The organism is Planktothrix agardhii, assembly GCF_904830935.1.
In the GTDB taxonomy this organism is placed as follows: Bacteria; Cyanobacteriota; Cyanobacteriia; order Cyanobacteriales; family Microcoleaceae; genus Planktothrix; species Planktothrix agardhii.
Genome location: NZ_LR882955.1, coordinates 1 through 18,873, shown reverse-complemented (window position 1 = coordinate 18,873; position 18,873 = coordinate 1). Strand labels below are relative to the sequence as shown.

Genomic DNA, 18,873 nt, shown 5'->3' with positions numbered 1-18,873 from the left:
AATGCTCTCTATCGCTACTTTTTGAACCTCTAGCACTCCTGTGCCTGGTTCTCCCAAAGTAACGGATTCATAGGCTTTTTCAGTTACATTAATAATAATTAATGAATTTTATCTCTGATATTCAATCATTTTTTAAAAGCATTCTGGGCAATTCTTAGATAATAATACAATCGCTCCTATTCGCCATCTTATTAGTCCACATACTGTCAAGATTACTGCTTCATAATTTTGGCTCTTTAACCGAAATCTTTCTGAAGCAACTCGATAAATTTTTATCAGTCTTATTAAATGTTCGACTACAATCCTTTGTTTGGCTTTTAACCGATTTTCTTCTCGATGTTCAAGCGATATTTCTTGATTCCTCGGTTTCTTATATGGTGTATTAATTGCTGTTTCCCCTACATAAGCTTTATCCCCTCTGTATTTTTGATTATTCCCCAATTCCTCCCTTCTTTCTCTCCACAATTTTAGATCGCTTGTTGCTCCGGTATAACCCACAGCTATATCCACTATTTCTTTCCCGTTTGGCATGACAATGACTTGATTTTTAAAGGTATGTGTTTTTTTCTTTCCTGAGTAATATTTTTTTTGCTCTTCATTGTCTGTTGGTCTTTGCATGGGCTGTTCATAGCTATCTACTACTAACTCAAATTCCAGCAGAATTTTTTCTACCCACTCCCAATCACTCTCGTTTTTTTTTATTTGCTCAACTAAACTGGCTGGCAGTAATTCTCTCAAGATTTTTATCTTGTTATGGAAAATATCATTCGCTGTTGATTCACTCACTTCAAACTGTAACCCTAACATTTGAAATGTCGGCATCTGATGCAGATAAATTAGAGTTAGTAAGATTTGTTCCTCCACAGACAATTTCTGGTGACGACCCCCGCCTGCTTTAATCAACCTGATCTTAGCTTTTTCCTGTTCCTGCCGTCTTTCTTGCTCTAATAACTCCGCGGCTTGAATAAGTTTTATTAGCTGTTCGTATTCCATCCCTAATAGCCTTTTTGCTTGCTGGGGATTCTTGTCCAGATAGTCTCTTAATTTACTCATCTCTCATTGGGGTAAAATCCAATTTTACCATCTTGCTATCCCTCCCCGTTTCTATTTTGGAGATGTCTAATGAGAGTAAAATCATCGAAATTCCCGGAGACATCCAAGAAATTTTTCGCAATATTCTGAAATGGGAATTTGATGGCAAAGAGATTAATATTCAATTAGTGAAAGAAAAACATGGGTTCAAATTAAGTCAAATTTATGAATGGCTTAATAGTGGATGGTTGGAAGACTATGTAATGTGGCAAGTAGAAAAGATTGCCAGCAAATATCAGATACAAGAAATCAAAAGATCGTTACATATTCAAGATCCAGAGGATTCGTCAAGAGATCAAGATCAATTTGAGTTTGATGTAGCTTTTTTGAGAGGGTATCAACTGTTTGGAATTTCTTGTTCAATGACAAGTAAGCATAGCTTATGTAAGGAAAAACTTTTTGAAGCTTATCTTCGGGCAAAGCAACTTGGAGGAGATGAAGCTAGAGTCGCTTTAGTATCTTGTTATGAAGAAGATACTGAACGATTGAAGAAAGAGATTAGTTTTATAGTGCAAAACAGCAAAATAGAAGTTTTTGGTAAAAAAGATTTAATGAATGCTGATAAATTTGCTAAAAAACTGAATTTGTGGATTTTAAGTAATGCTGGAAAGTGACAAGACTATATGTTCGGCAATAAGGCGAGTATGCAACTGCCTAAATAAACAATTTTTAGGAATAAAAAATGACTGAATATACAGCTACAATTATTGACACCACTGGGATTCAACCTTATATTTTTGGGAGTAACCGACTCAGAGAAAATATTGGTGCATCTTACTTAATTGCAGAAGCCACTAAGCAATGGGTCAAAGAAGCATTGATTCAACTGGGTAAACCTTTTTATTTTCCCGATCCTGAATTATCTGAACAGTGTCAGGAATCACAGCCTGAACCAAATGCCAAGCCGTATATTGAAGATGGAAACTTAGCGGCTGAAGTTATTTATGCAGGTGGAGGTAATGCAGTTTTACTCTTTACATCCCATGATGATGCTGTAGATTTTACTAAAAATTTAAGTCGTCGAGTTTTAAAGAAATCGCCTGGACTGAATTTAGTTGTTGCTCACAAAAAATTTGATTTTTATGACAAAGAGCAACCTCTACGAAATATTATTGACGACTTAATGAAAAATGAACTCGAAATAAAAAAAAGACAACGTATTCCTTCTGTCCCCTTGTTAGGATTGGGGGTAACAGCATCTTGTAATTCGACTCAATTACCAGCCATAGGAACTAGCGATCAATTTGATGCACCTAAAGAGGATAAATATTGGGTTTCTACAGAAGTTAAGTACAAACTAAAAAATGTCAGAAACGCTAATGAAAAGCTGGAAAAGTTTTTTGCGGGAGTTGTCCCCGATTTTTATGAATTTCCGCTTCGCGCCGATCATTTGGGTAGAACTCAGGATGAATCTAGTTATGTTGCGGTTGTTCATGCTGATGGGAATAGTATGGGCGATCGCTTTCAAAAACAAAGTGAAACAGCATCAACCAACCGAGAATATATTACCAAAATGCGCGAGTTATCTTGGAGCGTTAATAAAATAGGTAAAGATGCTTTAATAACCGTTATAAAAACACTTGTTAATTCTATTCAGCATAATTCCGAAGGTGGTTTTATTAATTGGCTTGATACAGAAGGTCAGCTATTTAGTAAAATTGAACTGAAGAAAAATCCTGAAAATGGCAAATTTTACCTACCTTTTCGTCCCCTCGTTTATGGAGGAGATGATGTCACCTTTATTTGTGATGGACGATTAGGATTAACTCTAGCGACTCTTTTCTTAAAAGAATTTGAAAAAACGGCAGTAGATGGAGAAAAATTAACAGCTTGTGCTGGAATTAGCATTGTTAAATCTCATTATCCTTTTGCGCGTGCTTATGAATTAAGTGAGTCTTTGTGTGGTAGTGCAAAGAAAATGGTACGCGAAGGAGAAGGTGGATTTTCTGCCTTAGATTGGCATATTGCTGCGAGTGGTTTAATCGGTTCTCTGGGTGATATTCGTAAGCGGGAATATCAGGTTAATAGTTCTAAAAAAGAAAAAAATCTTACCATGCGTCCGATTCGACTTAAAGGAGAAGATGGTGAATGGCAAAACTGGGATGATTTTCAAGCTGTTGTGAGGGAATTTAATATAGGTGATGATTGGCGGGATAAACGCAATAAAGTTATTGCCTTAAGAGAAGTTTTACGCAAAGGTTCAGATGCAACTCAACAATTTTTGCATCTTTACAGAATGCAAGAGTTACCCTCTTTTGAGCATACTTCTTATGATGACTTAAAGACAAGAGGTTGGGTTGATGATGGTAAAGAAGAAAGAGTTTGCGGTTATTTTGATGCAATTGAAGCAATGGAATTTTATTTTCCCTTATCAGGAGTAAAGCATGAGTAATTATTTTATAAATATTGAACTGTTAAGTGATACCACCTTCGGACGTGGGGATGGAGTCGCAGGTTTAATTGACCAAGAAGTTGAACACGATTCCTATGGATTTCCTTATTTGCGAGGACGTACATTAAAAGGATTATTAAGCGAAGAATGTGACAATTTATTATGCTTAATTCCCGATCCTCATCAGCATTGGCTAAACGCTAGAAATAGCTTGTTAGGTACAGCAGGAAGTACAATAGAAACCCAGTCCAGAATGCACGTTGGGGACGCTTGTTTACCCGAAGATTTGCGTAGAGAAGTCGCCAAGCAATTTGAACTAGAACAATATAGAAGAGAAATAACATTGACTCCCACAGATATTCTTTCATCTTTAACGACTTTTCGGCGACAAACAGCAATTGATTCTAAAGAGGGTGTTGCTAAAGATAAAAGTTTACGTTCTAGTCGAGTTGTTTTGCGAGAACTATGTTTTACAGCACCCATTACTTTAAATCTAAAACCATCCGATGATTCAGAGAAAATATTAGCTCTTTTAGCTGTAAGTATACTCGCATTGCGTCGTATTGGAAGTGGACGAAATCGAGGCCGAGGTCATGTTAAATGTACATTATGGCAAAGGCAAGAAAATCAAAACCCCGAAGAAATTACTACAAAACATTTAGGTTATTTTGAACAGGAGACAAAAGCATGAGTGCAATTACCTTTACCCTTCATACTCAACAGCCTATATTAGCGACATCTTTTCAAGGAGATCCTAACAGTGATGTTTCCTATCAATATATTCCAGGGAGCATGATTCGAGGTGCTTTAATTGGTCGCTATCTCAAACAAAATCCCGATATAGGGGATGATATTCTGGCTGATACTCAGGTTAGACATTTATTTTTTTCGGGTCAAGTTCGTTACCTAAATGCGTATTTAGTCACTAAGGAAGAACATCAACCTCGAAGCTTACCAACACCTCGATCTTGGTTTCAAAATAAAGGAGAAGAACCACCAATGAAAATTTATGATTTGAGCCGGATGGAACTAGCTAATTTAGATTCTGGTATTTCACCAAAGCCAGTAAAACAGCCGTTTTGCAGCGTTAATTATACAGATAATTATACAGATGTTATACTGTATAAAGAAGAACGTCGCATTAATATTCATAACCAAAGACATCGTAGTAAAGGCAGATCAACAGAAGCAGTAGGCGAAGTATTTCGTTATGAAGCTTTAGACGCTAATCAGCAGTTTCAATCGGTAATTTTATGTGAAGAAAAAGATAAGCAAGTCTTGGAAGAGTTACTTAAGGAAAATGATAATATTTGGTTAGGTGGTTCTCAAAGCGCAGGCTATGGACATATTAAAATCAGTGGAATTCAATTTCACGAAACTTTGGATGAAATCGGTGAAAAGCAAAGCCTGGAAAACAGAATTGAAAGTAAATATTTCCAAATTACTCTTCTGAGCGATATGATTTTGCAAAATGATTGCGGTCAATATGTAGTAGAACCCCCGATTCAACTTTTAGCAGAATTGTTAGATATAGATCCTGAACAATTACAATTACAAAAAGCTTATATGTCTAGCACTTTAATAGGAGGGTTTAATAAAAAATGGGGTTTACCTTTGCCTCAAGTTCCAGCGATTGCATTAGGAAGTGTTTTTGTTTTTCAATCTTTATCGCTTGATTTACAGCGAGTCAAAGATTTAGAGTTTTATGGACTTGGAGAAAGAACCGTTGAAGGTTTTGGACGGGTTGCAGTTAACTGGTTGCATTTGGATGAGAGTCCAGAATTTGATGCTACTTTACCGGGATCAGAACCCGGTTCTACAGATCTCTCCAAACTTCCAACAGGTTCAAAATCAGCAAAGTTAGCGAAGGAAATGGCAAAACGTTTATTTTGTCAAAAATTAGATGAAAAATTACGTCAGAAAGTTAGTCGATTTAACATAGAAGGAAATATTAGCAATAGCCAACTTTCTCGATTGATGATTGTTGCAAGGAAAGCACTTAACGATCCTGAACTGGGAAATAAGCCCAATCTTCAGCAAGTTAGCGACTTACTGGGTAATTTACCATCCAATGCAAGCGATCAGTTTGAATATGCAAAAATAGGTAATCAATCCATTAAACAACCAATTGAACAACAAATTAAAGAGTGGATAGAAAACCCGTCAGGTTGGATCGAAGTTTCACCTGTTACGATTGCTGGAGAATCCTATAATTTAACTAAAGAGTTAGCAGATAAGTACACATTACTTTTAATTATGGCAATTGCAAAAAAAGCAACTAAGGAGTAAATTAATGATTGAAAACTTACAAAGATCCGATCATCGTCTAATTACCAAACGAATTATTATTCGGGGTATTTTGGTATTGGATACACCCACTTGTTTAGGAAGTGGTGATGCAGATAGTCCCACTGATTTACCATTACTCAGGGATAGCATCAGCGATCGCGCTTTGTTAACAGGTTCATCAATTGCCGGTGCTTTGCGGAACTATTTACATGAATACGAACAAGGTTATGGGAAAAGTGAAATTAGTCAAGGGTTAGCGACTAAACTTTTTGGTCATCTGTTTCGTTACGAAGGTGACGAGCCAAAGGAAGAAAATCAAAGCCCTCTAATTATTGACGAGGCAATTAGTAGTACAATTCCAGTGATTGAATTACGGGATGGAGTGAAGATTAAAAGTGCAATAGGTACAGCAGAAGATGGTGCTAAATATGATTTAGAATTGCTGGAAGCCGGAACAGAATTTTTACTCAATTTTGAGTTACTCATTGAAAAAGATGAAGCTGACTTAAAAAAAGCACTCGCTATTGCTTTAAAGGGATTAGAGAAAGGTGAAATTAGCCTGGGGATGAAAAAACGTCGAGGTTTTGGTCGTTGTCATATAGAAAAGTGGCAAGTTTGGGAGTTTGATTTACAAAAGCATAAAGACCGAATCGAGTGGTTAAAGTTTGACCACTGGACTAGGGAATTATCCAATAAAAGGAAGTCATTTGAATCAATTGTAGTCGCACTGGGAGGAGGATCGCTCAAACAACAGATTGATCAGCGCGATCGCCTTTCCATCCATGCTAAATTTAAACTAGCTACTCCTTTACTCATTCGCTCCAGTCAAGACTTAATTCAAAATAACCGATCGCCTGATGTTGTACATTTACACTCTAATAGAAAGGGAAAACTTCAGCCTATTGTTTCAGGTACAAGTTTAGCAGGTGTAATGTGGCACCGAGCCGAACGAATCGTAAATACATTAGGTAAAAATTTGCAACTTGTTTATGATCTGTTTGGTATTGTTGAAGGAGAACAGGCAAAAGCGAGCCGTCTAGTTATTTACGAAAGTGTTATAGAAAATACGGCTGAATTAGTGCAAAATCGAATTGCAATCGACCGCTTCACTGGAGGTACTTATCACGGAGCATTATTTAGCGAACAGCCTATTTTTGGAATTGAAAAAGCTGAGGAAGAAAAGAAACCCAAAAATAGAAAAGAAAAATCTAAACCTCCTAGCAAAAACCAACATATTGAACTTAAACTCGAACTGCGCGATCCAAAAGAATATGAAATTGGCTTCCTGCTACTATTACTTAAAGATTTGTGGACGGGTGACTTACCTATAGGCGGTACAAGTAGCATTGGAAGGGGGCGATTAGAGGGAGTAGAAGCTACTATAACTTGGCAGCAGCCAGAAAAGTCAGAGCAAAAATGGGTAATTTCTCAAAACAATGGAAAGCTCAAATTTACTGAAGAGGACAAACAAAAATTAGAAAGTTTCGTTAGTAAGTTTGTGGAGGAAGTGTAATGAATCAGGAATTGTGTCAGACATCAATTGAAAACCTTAGCGAACAGTCGCTTCAGGATTGGTTAAAGCAACAAGCAAAAAATTATCATTTGCCCTATCTGTTAGCTCATGCTGAAGATGGAGTTATTTGGGGAAAATTTGAGATGTCTACCGGAACTTTAAAAACGGCTAGAGAGGTTTTTCCTGAGTGTAACTTTCCTGAATTACGTTTAAATACTTTGCAACAATGCCGAATTTTTGGAAAACTGGGGGAAGTCTTACTATGGAATAGTAACGGAAAATGGCGATCGCGTCTCATTCTTGAAACTAAAGCATCAGAATTAATTACTGAAGAACAAATCGGTTTAATCCCAGAATCTCAAATTCTTTGGGGAACTGAAGGACAAGAAAATAAAGAATATGGTTTTACCCTGCTTTCAGATGGTTCTCAAGGATTAAAACACGCTGTACCTCTTATTAATATAAATTTTGAGAAAGATGATAAAGCACTTAAACGTCCAGTCAAACTAGAAGTACATCACTATTTTTGCTGCGATTCAGATGGAGTTGCTCGAATTTTTATCAGTCGTCTTGTATCTATTGAATAAGGAGAAAATTTAATGAATTTCAGACACTTAAAAGAAGTAAATAATGATCGTAAAGCAGTTGCTCCTTATAACTTTGTGGAGTTACCAAGCAAAATTGTAAAGGCAGAACTCGAATGTAATGGGAAATTACGAGATAATGATCGCTACTACTCAGATCGTCATACTGGTACAATTGAATGTACATTAAAAACAGAATCATCTCTTTATATTCGTTGTGGTCTGACTCCAACTGATTTCTCCAGTTTTGGTGATACAACCAATGAAAAATTAACACCAGATCAGCGTAAGAAAAAAGCTGAGTTTTTTCAGTATCCCTCAAATTCATATCCTGCCCTTCCTGGTAGCAGTTTACGAGGAATGTTGAGAACTTTAGTAGAAATTATCAGCTTTGGAAAAATGGAGAAAGTTTCAGATCAGAAAAACTTCTTTTTCCGTGCAGTTGCGGCTGAAACTGACGATCCTCTTAGGGAGTTATATAAAGATTGCATTGGCAATATGGCTAAAAATGTTAAAGCTGGTTACTTAGAATTTGACAAAAATCAAAATAAGTGGTTTGTACGGCCTGCTCAAGAAATTGAAGATCAAAGTTTTATTAAGGTTAAGGAAGAAGATATTAAAGATCATGTTCCTTCCCTAATTCTTATGAAAGAGGCTAGTTATATTCCTCAGTACATTCAAATTAGCTTCGAGGTAACAGCAACATCTATAAATGTTAGTGAAGACTTGAATCAATATTCCACAAATGGGCAAATTGGATGGCTTGTTACTAGCGGTAATATGCTAGAAAATATGCTAGAAAAAGCTACGGAAAGAGAACGAGAAAAATTACTTAGAAAAAAAGAAGGCCGCAAGTATCATTACATCATTGCAGAAGTTGATCACTCTATGAAGCGACTTGAAATTAGCTCAGATGCAATTAGAGATTATCGGGAAGCACTTACTAAATTTCAGAAAGGAGAAGAAAAGCAATTTAAAAACAATTCTAAAAATCGCTTTGACAAAAAAAAGGGGGTGATTCAAGAGGGACTGCCTATTTTTTACTGCGAACCAGAGCCAGTAACACTATTTGGCCAGAGTCCTAATTTTCGCATTCCTTATTCTCCAAATAATGATGGTAGAGCCGCTTCAGCAGTTGATTTTATTCCCGAACAAATAGGTGAATCAGATAAAATAGACTTAGCTGATGCAATCTTTGGATTTGTCAGACGTGGAAAAGATAAACAAGAACAACTTCCATCTGAGGCAAAGAAAGAGAAGCGAGAACAGTCTCGTGCAGGGCGTATTTTTATTAGTGATGGTCAATGTGTAGCTAATGAAGATGATATCTGGCTAACTAAAGAAACAATTACACCTCAGATTCTTGCTAGTCCTAAACCAACTACATTTCAGCACTATTTAGTGCAAACTACCGATGAAAAGCCAAACCTCAAGCATTACGGTAGTAAAACTGTAATTCGCGGACATAAGCTTTACTGGCACAAAGGGGATGTAAAAACTGGTATTCAAACAGATGCGAGTCCAGAGGAAATTGAAAAAAAGCGATCGCAGTACACAGAAATCAAGCCTATCAAAGCCGGAGTAACCTTCGAGTTTTCAATTAACTTTGAAAATTTGAGTAATGTAGAATTGGGCACACTGCTGTGGATATTGACTCTCGCTAGTGACAATGCAAACCAACTAAAATTACTTGATTTAGATGGGAAAGAAAAATATTGCTTGTCTCTTGGTATGGGTAAACCGTTAGGAATGGGTGCAGTGACCATTGAAAAATCCGAACTTATCCTTAATGAACGATCCCAGAATAAGCCTCAGCAGCGATACACCCAGCTATTTGATGTTAATGAAGATAATTGGTTAACAGGCGATCGCACTGCCACTGCTGATGAATACAAATCTTGTGTAGAAACATTCGAGCGCTATATTATCGAGCGAGTTGATGATTTAGATTTACCAGAAGGCTGTACGGACAGAAAAGATTTAAGGTTGAAAGATCTACCGCGTATTCGGATGCTTTTAGCTATGCTGAGTTGGGATTTTCCGCCAGTCAATGAAACGCGATATATGGAAATTGAGCGTACTAAACACCCTCGACTGGGAGACGATCCAAATGAATATAAAGCTCGTCGAGTTCTACCAAGTCCCTTACAAATAAAAGGAAAAGGATGGGAAGATACGCGCAGAATTCATAACTCTCCTGTGTCACCTTCACGAGGGGGAACTGACAGTAATTCTGAAGGAAATAACCCAAACCCTTTAGCTAGACCACAAAAACCCAAACCCTGAAACGCGATCGCACCACCCCCTCCCATGACCCTTAACCACCACTTCCACACCCTCACCGGCTTTCCTCCCCGCCAATTCCAACTAGAAACGATCGCCCATCTCCTCAACCGCCAGGACGTGCTTCTACGCGCTCCTACCGGGTCAGGAAAAACCGAAACGGCGATCGCTCCTTTTCTCTTCGCCAAACCCCTAAAACTCGATTTTCCCAATAAACTCATCTACGTTGTTCCCTTAAGAACCCTAGCTAACAGTTTACGCCAACGCACAGAAACCCTAATTAACAATTGGTCAACCCATTATCCCTTATCTCGACCTTTAACCGTTACCTTGCAAACGGGAGAAAACCCAGAAGACCCTCGTTTTGAAGGAGATATTATCTTCTGTACCATTGACCAAATGTTAAGTAGTTTTCTCAATATTCCCTACTCCGTTGGTCGTGGGTCTGCTAACGTGAATGCTGCGGCTATTTTTGCCTCTTATTTAGTATTTGATGAACTGCACTTACTCGATCCAGATCGGTCTTTTACAACGGTTTTAAAACTATTACAACAAGTCAAAGGAATCTCACCTTTTTTGTTAATGACAGCAACTTTAACCGATGAAGTATCCCAACAGATTCAAAGTTTAATTAACAATGGAAATAATTGAAGTTAGTCCAGCAGATTTAATAGAAATCGAAGGAAATCGCCATCGGACTTTTCAGGCAATTTCCCATCCTTTAACGGCTGATGTTATCCTCAACGATATCCAAACTTGTGACCGCCAACGAGTTATTATTATTTGTAATACCGTTTCCCAAGCTCAAGGACTATTTCAAGATTTAACTCAGCTTAATCAAGATAATACCTTAACAATAACTTTGTTACATTCTCGATTTTTACCCGAACATCGCGCCCAAAAAGAAGCTGAAATTCAAGCTAAATTCTCCAAAAATAGGTTAGATAATGGGCAATGTCATGTTTTGATTTCAACACAAGTGATTGAAGCGGGACTGAATATTACCTGTGAAGTGATGCACACCGAACTTTGTCCGATGAACTCTTTATTACAACGGGCTGGACGTTGTGCTAGATTCCCAGAAGAACAAGGTGAAGTGTATGTTTATTGGCAGATTTTAATTAATCCAGAACATCAGGAATTATCCCAGCAAGATTTTAACCCAGAAGCCGAAGTTGAAGAACTACAAACTCCAGAAAAGAAAAGTTTTCTGCCTTATGATAAGGAATTGTGTCAATTAACTTGGCAAGTTGTACAAGCCCATACTCAATCTAATAAAGTACATCAAACGGTTAGTTTTGAGGTAGAACAAAGTTGGATTAATCAAGTACATGGGGCTGATGATTTGTTACAAGCTGAAAAGCGAAAAAACAATCGGGCTGAATTTGAACAGAATTTTACTGGCGCTATTTTAAGAGGAGAACGAGATAAAGCTGATAAGTTAATCCGTTTTGTAGATAGTCGCAGTTTATTTGTTTGGAATGAACCCATTTTAATTGATTTTGATGATTCCGTTCAAATTGACCCTAAAAAACTATTATCTTTTTCTGTTCCGATTACCACTCTTTGTAAAGTTTGGCAAGAGGTTCAAAATTTAGGTTATGAAATTGATTGGGTATTTAAACGAATTGAACACCCGAAAAGAAAAACGCCTGAAACTTATACCCAACCGATTTGTACTCCCATTCGTTCTTATAATGACTTAAAAAATAGCTTCCAACTGTTAGTTAATCCTCGTTATGTCTATTACAATGAACAAATTGGACTCTTAATAAAAATTGATGAACAAGGAAATAACTTTAATTCCCCGAATAAACCTCTAAAATCAATGGTTAGTGAATATCAATATCGAATGGATACTTATGTGGGGCATCTGGGTTGTATGTGGCAATGTTGGCAACATCCTTTTCAGACAAAAGTATTAAAAAATGGAGCTTGGATTGAGATAAAATACAATAGTGTCCGAGATGAATTGCTAGAAACTGGAGGACAATTTATTCAACAGAAAATTTTCCCGAATGCTACCCTAACTCAAACTCAAGCCTTATTTCAATATTTAGTATTACTGGCTATTTTTACCCATGATTTAGGGAAATTACAGCAACAATGGCAAACAGTAATGCGGGGATGGCAAACCAGGGCTTATCAAGATTTTAACAGTAAACCGCCTAAATCTTACCTACTAGCTCACACCGATTATAACCCCGAAGACGAACAGCAAAAACAAGCCCTTAAATCTTATGAAAAACAGCATAAACGTCCAAACCATGCTGTAGAAAGTGCATTTTTAGCTCAGTATATCTTACAGGATACTCTTGTTCCTTTATTGAAGAATGAATTTAATGCTGACTCTGAGCAAATCTCTGGTTTAGCATACAGCATTATTTTATCCGCCGGACGGCATCATTCAGCTTGGGCGAAAGGATGGGAAAATAAGGATATTAATAATAAAGAAATTATACTCCATCCAGAAGCTCAAAAAGTGATCGCAAATAGTTGGCAACATCTGACTCGTGGATTACCTAATATTCTACCCCTACCACGCCAAACTCCGAATTTATCGTTAAGCCGCTATCCTATTCAAAAACTAGACCTAATGTGGTTTTCCACTTGGGAATACTTACAACTTTATTGGCTAGTCGTCAGAGCATTAAGGCTATGTGACCAACGTTCTGTACAGCTTTAAACCCTCTGTTTTTTAGTGATCTTTCAAACATTAGAGCCTTTTTGGAAGACCCCGCTTCCAGGCAGGGATTAAGATAGCAGTAACAAAACAAAATTAACAGGAATGACTGAGGCACTATTCATACCCAAACAATTTAACACCTATGCAGATACCTTTGTTTTATTGGGATTAGCCCAACTTGTAGAAGATGCTCTGCGTCGTACCCAACAACGGGAGGAAATGCAGTTAATTGATGAAGGAACTTACTACCAAATTCAATTAGCACGACCTTTGAATTTAGAAGCGCTCGCACAATTAGATTATACTAACCCCTTTCGGCCTGTCAAAGGGCAGAAAACGGATTGGAGTCAGATGCCTGCGGAAACTCCTTTTTTTGATGTCGTTCAGGAGGTCGAAAAGCGTAAACTTTATCAACAATATCGCTATCAAACCGGGGGTAAAACTCAATGGACGGAAGAAGCACCCAAACCCCCAGACCCCAGAACTCAAAATGGTGCAATTCTAGTTTCCATGCGCCATGACCGTAACCATAATAGCTTATGGCAAGAAAGTTGGAAACTGAAAGAGCATTATGGTTGGTTGGTGGCGAGTTTATGCCAAGTGTTGAGTCAAAATCCTCTGTCTAGTCAGTCTCCTTGGTCTGAACAAGTTGCTGATATCTTCCAATCAAAAACAGGTGTTTCTCTACCCGAAAATGCCTCGGCGGTGAAAATTTACTTTCCAACTTCTGTACAGGGAGTTAACCGCACCAAAGCGGATAGCAATAAAGTTGATTCTCAAAAAATTGATTGGTTAACTTTATGGTTAATTGCTAATGGTTTATTTCAATTTGCGATTTCTGAGCGAATCAAAATTGCTGAAAACCTTTATGATTGGCGGGTCGTTGTTTTAGAACCCAAAGATATTTCCTTACAGAAATACTGTGGCATTCTTAACCAGTTAAGACAATTTAATCCCCCTGGTGGCGGTCATGGAATTGCTCGTTTTGATGCGGAATTAGTGTTAAAATTATGTCAACAGTTGTTAGAAAACCATACCGCACAAGCTCAAGAAAAACCCGAAAATCCTTTTAACTTTTTGGGAAAATCCGTTAACGATTTTGTCGGAGAATTTCGAGGAACACACTTTGGCTCAAAAGGACAAGTTTATGGGGTCAAAGAGTTATTTACATTAGGGTTGCCTGGATGGATTATTCCTAATAATTATCAGGATTTATTAGATTACTTAGACGTAATCAAAGAACATATTTCCGTAATTGTTACCCTCTCGGCTGAAGAAGGACATAGCGAATTATTGGCAGCTTATCGGGATTTTATTACCGGAACCAGCTTTCGTCAGTTTTTCCGCTTTCAAGTGATTTATGCTGATTATGTTGTTAAACAATTGGCGAATCCTCACACAAAATCTCCTCGTTTATTTTCAGTAAATGGATTAAATATTATGACCAAAAAGGATAGCAATTTTGCTAACATTACTAAAGATCCAAGTTTTTTAAGAATTGCTAAAGCGATTAACCAAGCAACGGTTTATGCGGGTGAAATTTCTACTAAAGATGGAGGCAAAAAACAACTTGATTGGCAACGTCAGTATGGTTTAGCCCAACTTCTGAGTAGTCAATCTGGGTCTAAAAAAGATTTTATTTGTGCCATTACTGATTTCTTAGGGAAATATGAACATGAAAATTTGCGGTTATCTGAAAAATACCTGAAGGAAGGAAAACGCTTAATGCGAGTACAACCTTATAAGGAAGATTTAGATCGATTAATTGAACTAATTGATGAATTTGATACGGTGTTAGTGGCTAATTTATTAATTGCTTATGGCTATGCTAAATGGAATAAAAGCCACGATTCCTCTCAACAAGAAACGTCTGATAACACCATTAAATCTGATAAAAATTTAGAAACATCCGAAGAAGAATAAGGAGAATCCAACCATGACCAACAAAACTTTCCCCGTGTATTCTATTTCCATTAGTGGGTTGATATCTTGGCAATTACACGCCCTTAATAATGAAGGAAATGAAGGCAATCAGTCTTTAACTCGCCGTTACTATATAGTAGAAAAAGGCGACCCTGAACCCAAGTTTGTAAATGGGGTTTCTGGAGATATGATTAAACATATCCAAGGAGAACATTTACATCGAGTGGCGATTGAATCAGGATTATCTTTATCTCAAGGGGGTCAACAACTCAATCCTGACCGCATTGGCTATGATATTGAATTAGCTGAAAAACAGAAAACCTCTTTATTTGCAGAAGGAGAAACGGATTTATCCTCTAAAACCGCTAAAGTTTTGCAACTGTGTGCTATTAGCGATTTACAAGGGTTTATGGTGACAGAAAAGAAAGGACAAACCCTTAAACGAGAGTCTGTAATTGAATTTGGTGCGGTGGTGGGTTTACCCAGTTTTGTGAAGACTCAAAGTTATTTTCATGCTAAATATGGCACAAATAACCCGACCCCTTATAATGTACAAATTAGCTCAGGGTTATATGCAACTGTTCTGAATATCGAAGCGTTTAGAATCGGTTATAATCCCCATAGTTTTCAATATGTAATTGATGGAATTGAACGCAAAAAACGCCTTGATGCTTTGCTGAAAAGTGTTCTCTATACTTATCTACAACCCAATGGCGCGAAACGGAATACCAACTTACCTCACCCGGATCATTTTAAAGGCGTGATTACTTTTACAACCCGTCGCTGTCCTGCACCGATGATGAGTGCTTTAGAAGAAACCTACATTCATCAAATTGAAAGTATTTCTAACACCTTAAATCGGATGAATGGTGAAGGAAGCGTACATTTATTAACCTTTGAAAGTATGGCAGAGTTTGCCAAACGAATTGAAGAATTAATTGCTATTTCACAACCTTGGGAGAGTGAAAATGCCGAAGCAATCGAGTAAATCCAAAGAATCAGATTTCTGGTTAACCGTTAGTTACCAACCCGTGAGTTTATTTTCTCTGAAGCGCTCCGATGCAACCAGTATGGCGGCACGGTCAAATTTAGTTCCAACTCCCTACGCGATTAAAATGGCACTGTTGAAAGTGTTATTAGAAGGGGAAGGTAAGACAAATTTAACGAATTTTGACCGTTGGATTAAAGGGGAATTTAGTTGGATTCGAGACTTACAAATCTTTATCCAACCACCAGAACGTTTAGTGGTTAATCGCAATGGTTATAAACTGCGGTATTATGACCAAACTGCCGATAAAGCCGATAAAACTAGACCCACTGTACCCATGCAAGATGGTTTTGTTTTTCGGGAATGGCTATATTTAGAAGGGAAGTTACAGATTTGTTGTGGCCCCACTTCTCGCTGTTTAGAACTAAAGCAATTATTACCTCAAATTAACTATTTTGGCAAGCGAGGTTGTTTTTTTCAATATTTACCGGAAGAAACCCAAGAAACAGTTGTCCCTCAATTTCAACCCCGTCCTGAACAAAGTTTTGTAATACAGCCAATGGATGACTTAGGATCTAAAACAACCTTTAACAAAATCAATCCCTACTCTAATGATAAAGCTCAATTAGACAAAGACCGAGTAATTTCCCCTGGACTATTACCCTTACAACTAATTGCCAGTAGTGCTAAATATGACATTTACCGACGAAATTAATTCTACCATTGCCGGATTGAATATTGTGTTACGACCCAGTAACAAAACCAATACGACACCATTAACCACTTGGTTATCTGATTTAGAGTTTTCTCCGACTTGGATACCTTTAGCAAAACATAATGGTGTTCATAAAGTTTTAGCGGCTTTACCTGATTGTAGAAAATATCCTGAGCTTTTACAGCAGATTTTCCAACAAATTAGTTTAGGGACAGTGCTGGAATGGCAGGGAAAATCGTTTGAATTAACGGGAGTCGAGATTGATAATCATGACTTACACGTTTTAGAAATTGCTGTTTTTGCCTCAGAAATTTTACCCTATACTTTAGGACGGGCGATTCATGCTCAATGCTTTCAATGGTTAACGAATACCAGTCCTGATTTAGCAGAAAAACTGCATTTTCAAGACCCTCTCCCCCTGACTTTAGCAACGAAACCCAGTCCCTCTCGAAACCAAATTTATATCAGAATTGGGATATTGCAACGGCAATTATTTGCCCCTCTATTATTGGGGATGAGTCGAGATATTGGCAATGATATTACCTTAACAAAAATTCCTTGCCGTTTAGGAAAATGGATTGATATTAAACATTCTGTTAGTTATGAAAGTTTAATGCAAGTCCCTGCTAAAAATATCATTGAATTGGAATTTCTATCGCCTACTAGCTTTAAACAAGGAGAAAGAGTTCAACCCTTTCCATTACCGGAATTAGTGTTTTCTAATCTGCTGCGCCGTTGGAATAGTTTAGCACCCGAAGCTTATCGATTACCTACGGTGGAATGGCAAGGATTTATTTGTGCGTATGACTTAAAAACGGTGGCTTTGAAAATGAAATCTGACCCCGAAATTGGGGCAAAAGGATGGATACGTTATCAATTTCTAGATCCTCAACAAGCTCAAATTGCCACAACTTTATCTCATTTCGCTGGTTTTGCTGGGGTAGGACGCAAAACTTCGATGGGAATGGGTCAGACAAAAATCAATCAGTAATTAAGAAATCGGGTTTCTTTTAGGTGAAGATTTGTGTAGAAACCCGGTTTCTTGCTAGTCATAATATTTGGATAAATTAGATGAAACAGTATCTACAGTTAGCTTATCTAAATGCTTGGGAATATTGCCCTAGACGATTTTATTTAGAATATCAACTAGGGGAAATGGAGGATAATGAACATATTATTATTGGTCGTTATCTCCATGAAAATATTAATGAAGAAGGGATTTCTATTGAAGGGGATACGGTTATTCATCGTCAGCAATGGGTTTGGAGTGAAGATTTAAAGGTGAGTGGCATTATTGATGCAGTGGAAGAACGAGAGGGTCAACTGATTCCTTTGGAATATAAAAAAGGAAAAATGGCACAACATCTCAATGATCATTTTCAACTCTGTGCTGCGGCTTTATGTTTAGAAGAACGCACCGGGAAAGAAATTCCTGATGGTGAAATTTTCTATCATGGAAATCGCCGTCGCCAACAGGTGAAGTTTACTCCTCAGTTACGACAAATGACTGTAGATGCGATCGCACAAGCTCATCAAACCGCCGCCGGAAAAATCCCTTTTCCCATTGAGAATTCCAAAAAATGCCAAGCTTGCAGCTTAATGGGAATTTGTCTACCTTTTGAAGTTAAAACACTCATTCGTCAAGGAGTTTAAATTAAAATGTCTATTCTGTATGTAACCCAACCTGAAGCTATTTTGAGTAAAACCTATGAAGCCTTTACAATTGCTATGAAGCAAGAAGATGGCAGTTGGAAAAAGCAATCTGTTCCGGCTCAAACGGTAGAACAAGTGGTGTTAATGGGCAATCCTCAAGTTACGGGTGATGCTTTGACTTATGCGTTAGAATTGGGGATGCCTGTTCACTATTTAACCAGTTTTGGGAAATACTTAGGGAGTGCTTTACCTGGATATTCTCGTAATGGTGCATTACGGTTAGCACAGCATGAACTTTATCGAGATACGGAACGCCGATTAGAATTAGTTAAAGCAATTGTCTCAGCTAAAATTCAAAATCAATCCACGCTTTTATATCGTCACCTGGCTGAGACTCCTTTGAAAGATCATAAAAAATTAGTCTTTCAAAAAGCCACGTTGGATGAGGTTCGCGGGGTGGAAGGAATTGCGGCTAAGGATTATTTTGCCCAATGGTCAACACTGTTAAAAGAACCTTGGTCTTTTCCCGGTCGAAATCGTCGTCCTCCCACTGACCCAGTAAATGCTTTATTGAGTTTTGCTTATGGTTTATTGCGGGTACAAGTAACAGCGGCTGTTCATATTGTTGGACTAGATCCTTATATTGGCTATTTACACGAAGTCAGTCGCGGTCAACCTGCAATGGTGTTGGATTTGATGGAAGAATTTCGTCCTTTGGTTGCGGATAGTTTGGTGTTATCGGTGTTGCATAAGCG

16 protein-coding genes are annotated in these 18,873 nt (G+C 37.7%); 15 read left to right on the top strand and 1 reads right to left on the bottom strand.

Features of this window, described 5'->3' with window-relative positions; genetic code table 11:
• Positions 1–132: 132 nt before the first annotated feature.
• On the bottom strand, positions 133–1,053 hold the full coding sequence (locus tag NMG88_RS21965) for a transposase family protein (RefSeq protein WP_042154442.1): 921 nt from the start codon (positions 1,051–1,053) through the stop codon (positions 133–135).
• A 62-nt stretch (positions 1,054–1,115) separates the two neighbouring features.
• On the opposite strand from NMG88_RS21965, the gene NMG88_RS21960 reads away from it, so the two are divergent.
• From NMG88_RS21960 to cas1, 15 genes are all read left to right on the top strand, one after another.
• Positions 1,116–1,706 carry a PDDEXK family nuclease gene (locus tag NMG88_RS21960; RefSeq protein ID WP_254035869.1) on the top strand — a complete coding sequence of 197 codons (591 nt, stop codon included), beginning with the start codon at positions 1,116–1,118 and terminating at the stop codon, positions 1,704–1,706.
• A 68-nt stretch (positions 1,707–1,774) separates the two neighbouring features.
• Positions 1,775–3,484: a Cas10/Cmr2 second palm domain-containing protein gene (locus NMG88_RS21955; RefSeq protein WP_254035868.1), complete on the top strand. Its 1,710-nt coding sequence runs from the start codon at positions 1,775–1,777 to the stop codon at positions 3,482–3,484.
• A complete protein-coding gene (locus NMG88_RS21950; RefSeq protein WP_254035867.1) occupies positions 3,477–4,175 on the top strand; it encodes an RAMP superfamily CRISPR-associated protein in 699 nt (232 codons plus the stop codon). Before NMG88_RS21955 ends, NMG88_RS21950 begins: the two co-directional genes overlap by 8 nt.
• Positions 4,172–5,773, top strand: coding sequence for an RAMP superfamily CRISPR-associated protein (locus tag NMG88_RS21945; RefSeq protein ID WP_254035866.1), 1,602 nt, complete (start codon positions 4,172–4,174; stop codon positions 5,771–5,773). Before NMG88_RS21950 ends, NMG88_RS21945 begins: the two co-directional genes overlap by 4 nt.
• Before the next feature lie 4 nt (positions 5,774–5,777).
• On the top strand, positions 5,778–7,286 hold the full coding sequence (locus tag NMG88_RS21940; RefSeq protein ID WP_254035865.1) for an RAMP superfamily CRISPR-associated protein: 1,509 nt from the start codon (positions 5,778–5,780) through the stop codon (positions 7,284–7,286).
• Positions 7,286–7,873 carry a type III-D CRISPR-associated protein Csx19 gene (csx19, locus tag NMG88_RS21935; RefSeq protein ID WP_254035864.1) on the top strand — a complete coding sequence of 196 codons (588 nt, stop codon included), beginning with the start codon at positions 7,286–7,288 and terminating at the stop codon, positions 7,871–7,873. The genes NMG88_RS21940 and csx19 overlap by 1 nt, the downstream gene beginning before the upstream one ends.
• A 12-nt stretch (positions 7,874–7,885) precedes the next feature.
• Entirely contained in the window at positions 7,886–10,156 is a 2,271-nt protein-coding gene (locus tag NMG88_RS21930; protein ID WP_254035863.1) for a TIGR03986 family type III CRISPR-associated RAMP protein, read from the top strand.
• Between the two features lie 24 nt (positions 10,157–10,180).
• Complete coding sequence (locus NMG88_RS21925) at positions 10,181–10,804, top strand: DEAD/DEAH box helicase (RefSeq protein WP_254035862.1); 624 nt, start codon at positions 10,181–10,183, stop codon at positions 10,802–10,804.
• Positions 10,791–12,839, top strand: a complete 2,049-nt coding sequence (gene cas3, locus NMG88_RS21920; RefSeq protein WP_254035861.1) for a CRISPR-associated helicase Cas3' — start codon at positions 10,791–10,793, stop codon at positions 12,837–12,839. The genes NMG88_RS21925 and cas3 overlap by 14 nt, the downstream gene beginning before the upstream one ends.
• A gap of 102 nt (positions 12,840–12,941) precedes the next feature.
• A complete protein-coding gene (locus NMG88_RS21915) occupies positions 12,942–14,762 on the top strand; it encodes a hypothetical protein (RefSeq protein WP_254035860.1) in 1,821 nt (606 codons plus the stop codon).
• A gap of 13 nt (positions 14,763–14,775) precedes the next feature.
• Positions 14,776–15,750, top strand: a complete 975-nt coding sequence (locus tag NMG88_RS21910) for a DevR family CRISPR-associated autoregulator (protein ID WP_254035859.1) — start codon at positions 14,776–14,778, stop codon at positions 15,748–15,750.
• Positions 15,731–16,465 (top strand): hypothetical protein, encoded by a 735-nt coding sequence (locus NMG88_RS21905; protein WP_254035858.1) that lies wholly within the window; start codon positions 15,731–15,733, stop codon positions 16,463–16,465. Before NMG88_RS21910 ends, NMG88_RS21905 begins: the two co-directional genes overlap by 20 nt.
• Complete coding sequence (gene cas6 / locus NMG88_RS21900) at positions 16,443–17,456, top strand: CRISPR system precrRNA processing endoribonuclease RAMP protein Cas6 (protein ID WP_254035857.1); 1,014 nt, start codon at positions 16,443–16,445, stop codon at positions 17,454–17,456. Before NMG88_RS21905 ends, cas6 begins: the two co-directional genes overlap by 23 nt.
• A gap of 80 nt (positions 17,457–17,536) precedes the next feature.
• Positions 17,537–18,118 carry a CRISPR-associated protein Cas4 gene (gene cas4 / locus NMG88_RS21895; protein ID WP_254035856.1) on the top strand — a complete coding sequence of 194 codons (582 nt, stop codon included), beginning with the start codon at positions 17,537–17,539 and terminating at the stop codon, positions 18,116–18,118.
• Between the two features lie 6 nt (positions 18,119–18,124).
• Positions 18,125–18,873 (top strand): CRISPR-associated endonuclease Cas1 (cas1, locus tag NMG88_RS21890; RefSeq protein WP_254035855.1); only part of this gene is annotated, 749 nt, incomplete at its 3' end.

What these genes read in the sequence shown, in the direction of transcription:
- NMG88_RS21965 (WP_042154442.1), bottom strand. Translation starts at nt 1,053, where the DNA reads ATGAGTAAATTAAGAGACTATCTGGACAAGAATCCCCAGCAAGCAAAA.
- NMG88_RS21960 (WP_254035869.1), top strand. Translation starts at nt 1,116, where the DNA reads ATGTCTAATGAGAGTAAAATCATCGAAATTCCCGGAGACATCCAAGAA.
- NMG88_RS21955 (WP_254035868.1), top strand. Translation starts at nt 1,775, where the DNA reads ATGACTGAATATACAGCTACAATTATTGACACCACTGGGATTCAACCT.
- NMG88_RS21950 (WP_254035867.1), top strand. Translation starts at nt 3,477, where the DNA reads ATGAGTAATTATTTTATAAATATTGAACTGTTAAGTGATACCACCTTC.
- NMG88_RS21945 (WP_254035866.1), top strand. Translation starts at nt 4,172, where the DNA reads ATGAGTGCAATTACCTTTACCCTTCATACTCAACAGCCTATATTAGCG.
- NMG88_RS21940 (WP_254035865.1), top strand. Translation starts at nt 5,778, where the DNA reads ATGATTGAAAACTTACAAAGATCCGATCATCGTCTAATTACCAAACGA.
- csx19 (WP_254035864.1), top strand. Translation starts at nt 7,286, where the DNA reads ATGAATCAGGAATTGTGTCAGACATCAATTGAAAACCTTAGCGAACAG.
- NMG88_RS21930 (WP_254035863.1), top strand. Translation starts at nt 7,886, where the DNA reads ATGAATTTCAGACACTTAAAAGAAGTAAATAATGATCGTAAAGCAGTT.
- NMG88_RS21925 (WP_254035862.1), top strand. Translation starts at nt 10,181, where the DNA reads ATGACCCTTAACCACCACTTCCACACCCTCACCGGCTTTCCTCCCCGC.
- cas3 (WP_254035861.1), top strand. Translation starts at nt 10,791, where the DNA reads ATGGAAATAATTGAAGTTAGTCCAGCAGATTTAATAGAAATCGAAGGA.
- NMG88_RS21915 (WP_254035860.1), top strand. Translation starts at nt 12,942, where the DNA reads ATGACTGAGGCACTATTCATACCCAAACAATTTAACACCTATGCAGAT.
- NMG88_RS21910 (WP_254035859.1), top strand. Translation starts at nt 14,776, where the DNA reads ATGACCAACAAAACTTTCCCCGTGTATTCTATTTCCATTAGTGGGTTG.
- NMG88_RS21905 (WP_254035858.1), top strand. Translation starts at nt 15,731, where the DNA reads ATGCCGAAGCAATCGAGTAAATCCAAAGAATCAGATTTCTGGTTAACC.
- cas6 (WP_254035857.1), top strand. Translation starts at nt 16,443, where the DNA reads ATGACATTTACCGACGAAATTAATTCTACCATTGCCGGATTGAATATT.
- cas4 (WP_254035856.1), top strand. Translation starts at nt 17,537, where the DNA reads ATGAAACAGTATCTACAGTTAGCTTATCTAAATGCTTGGGAATATTGC.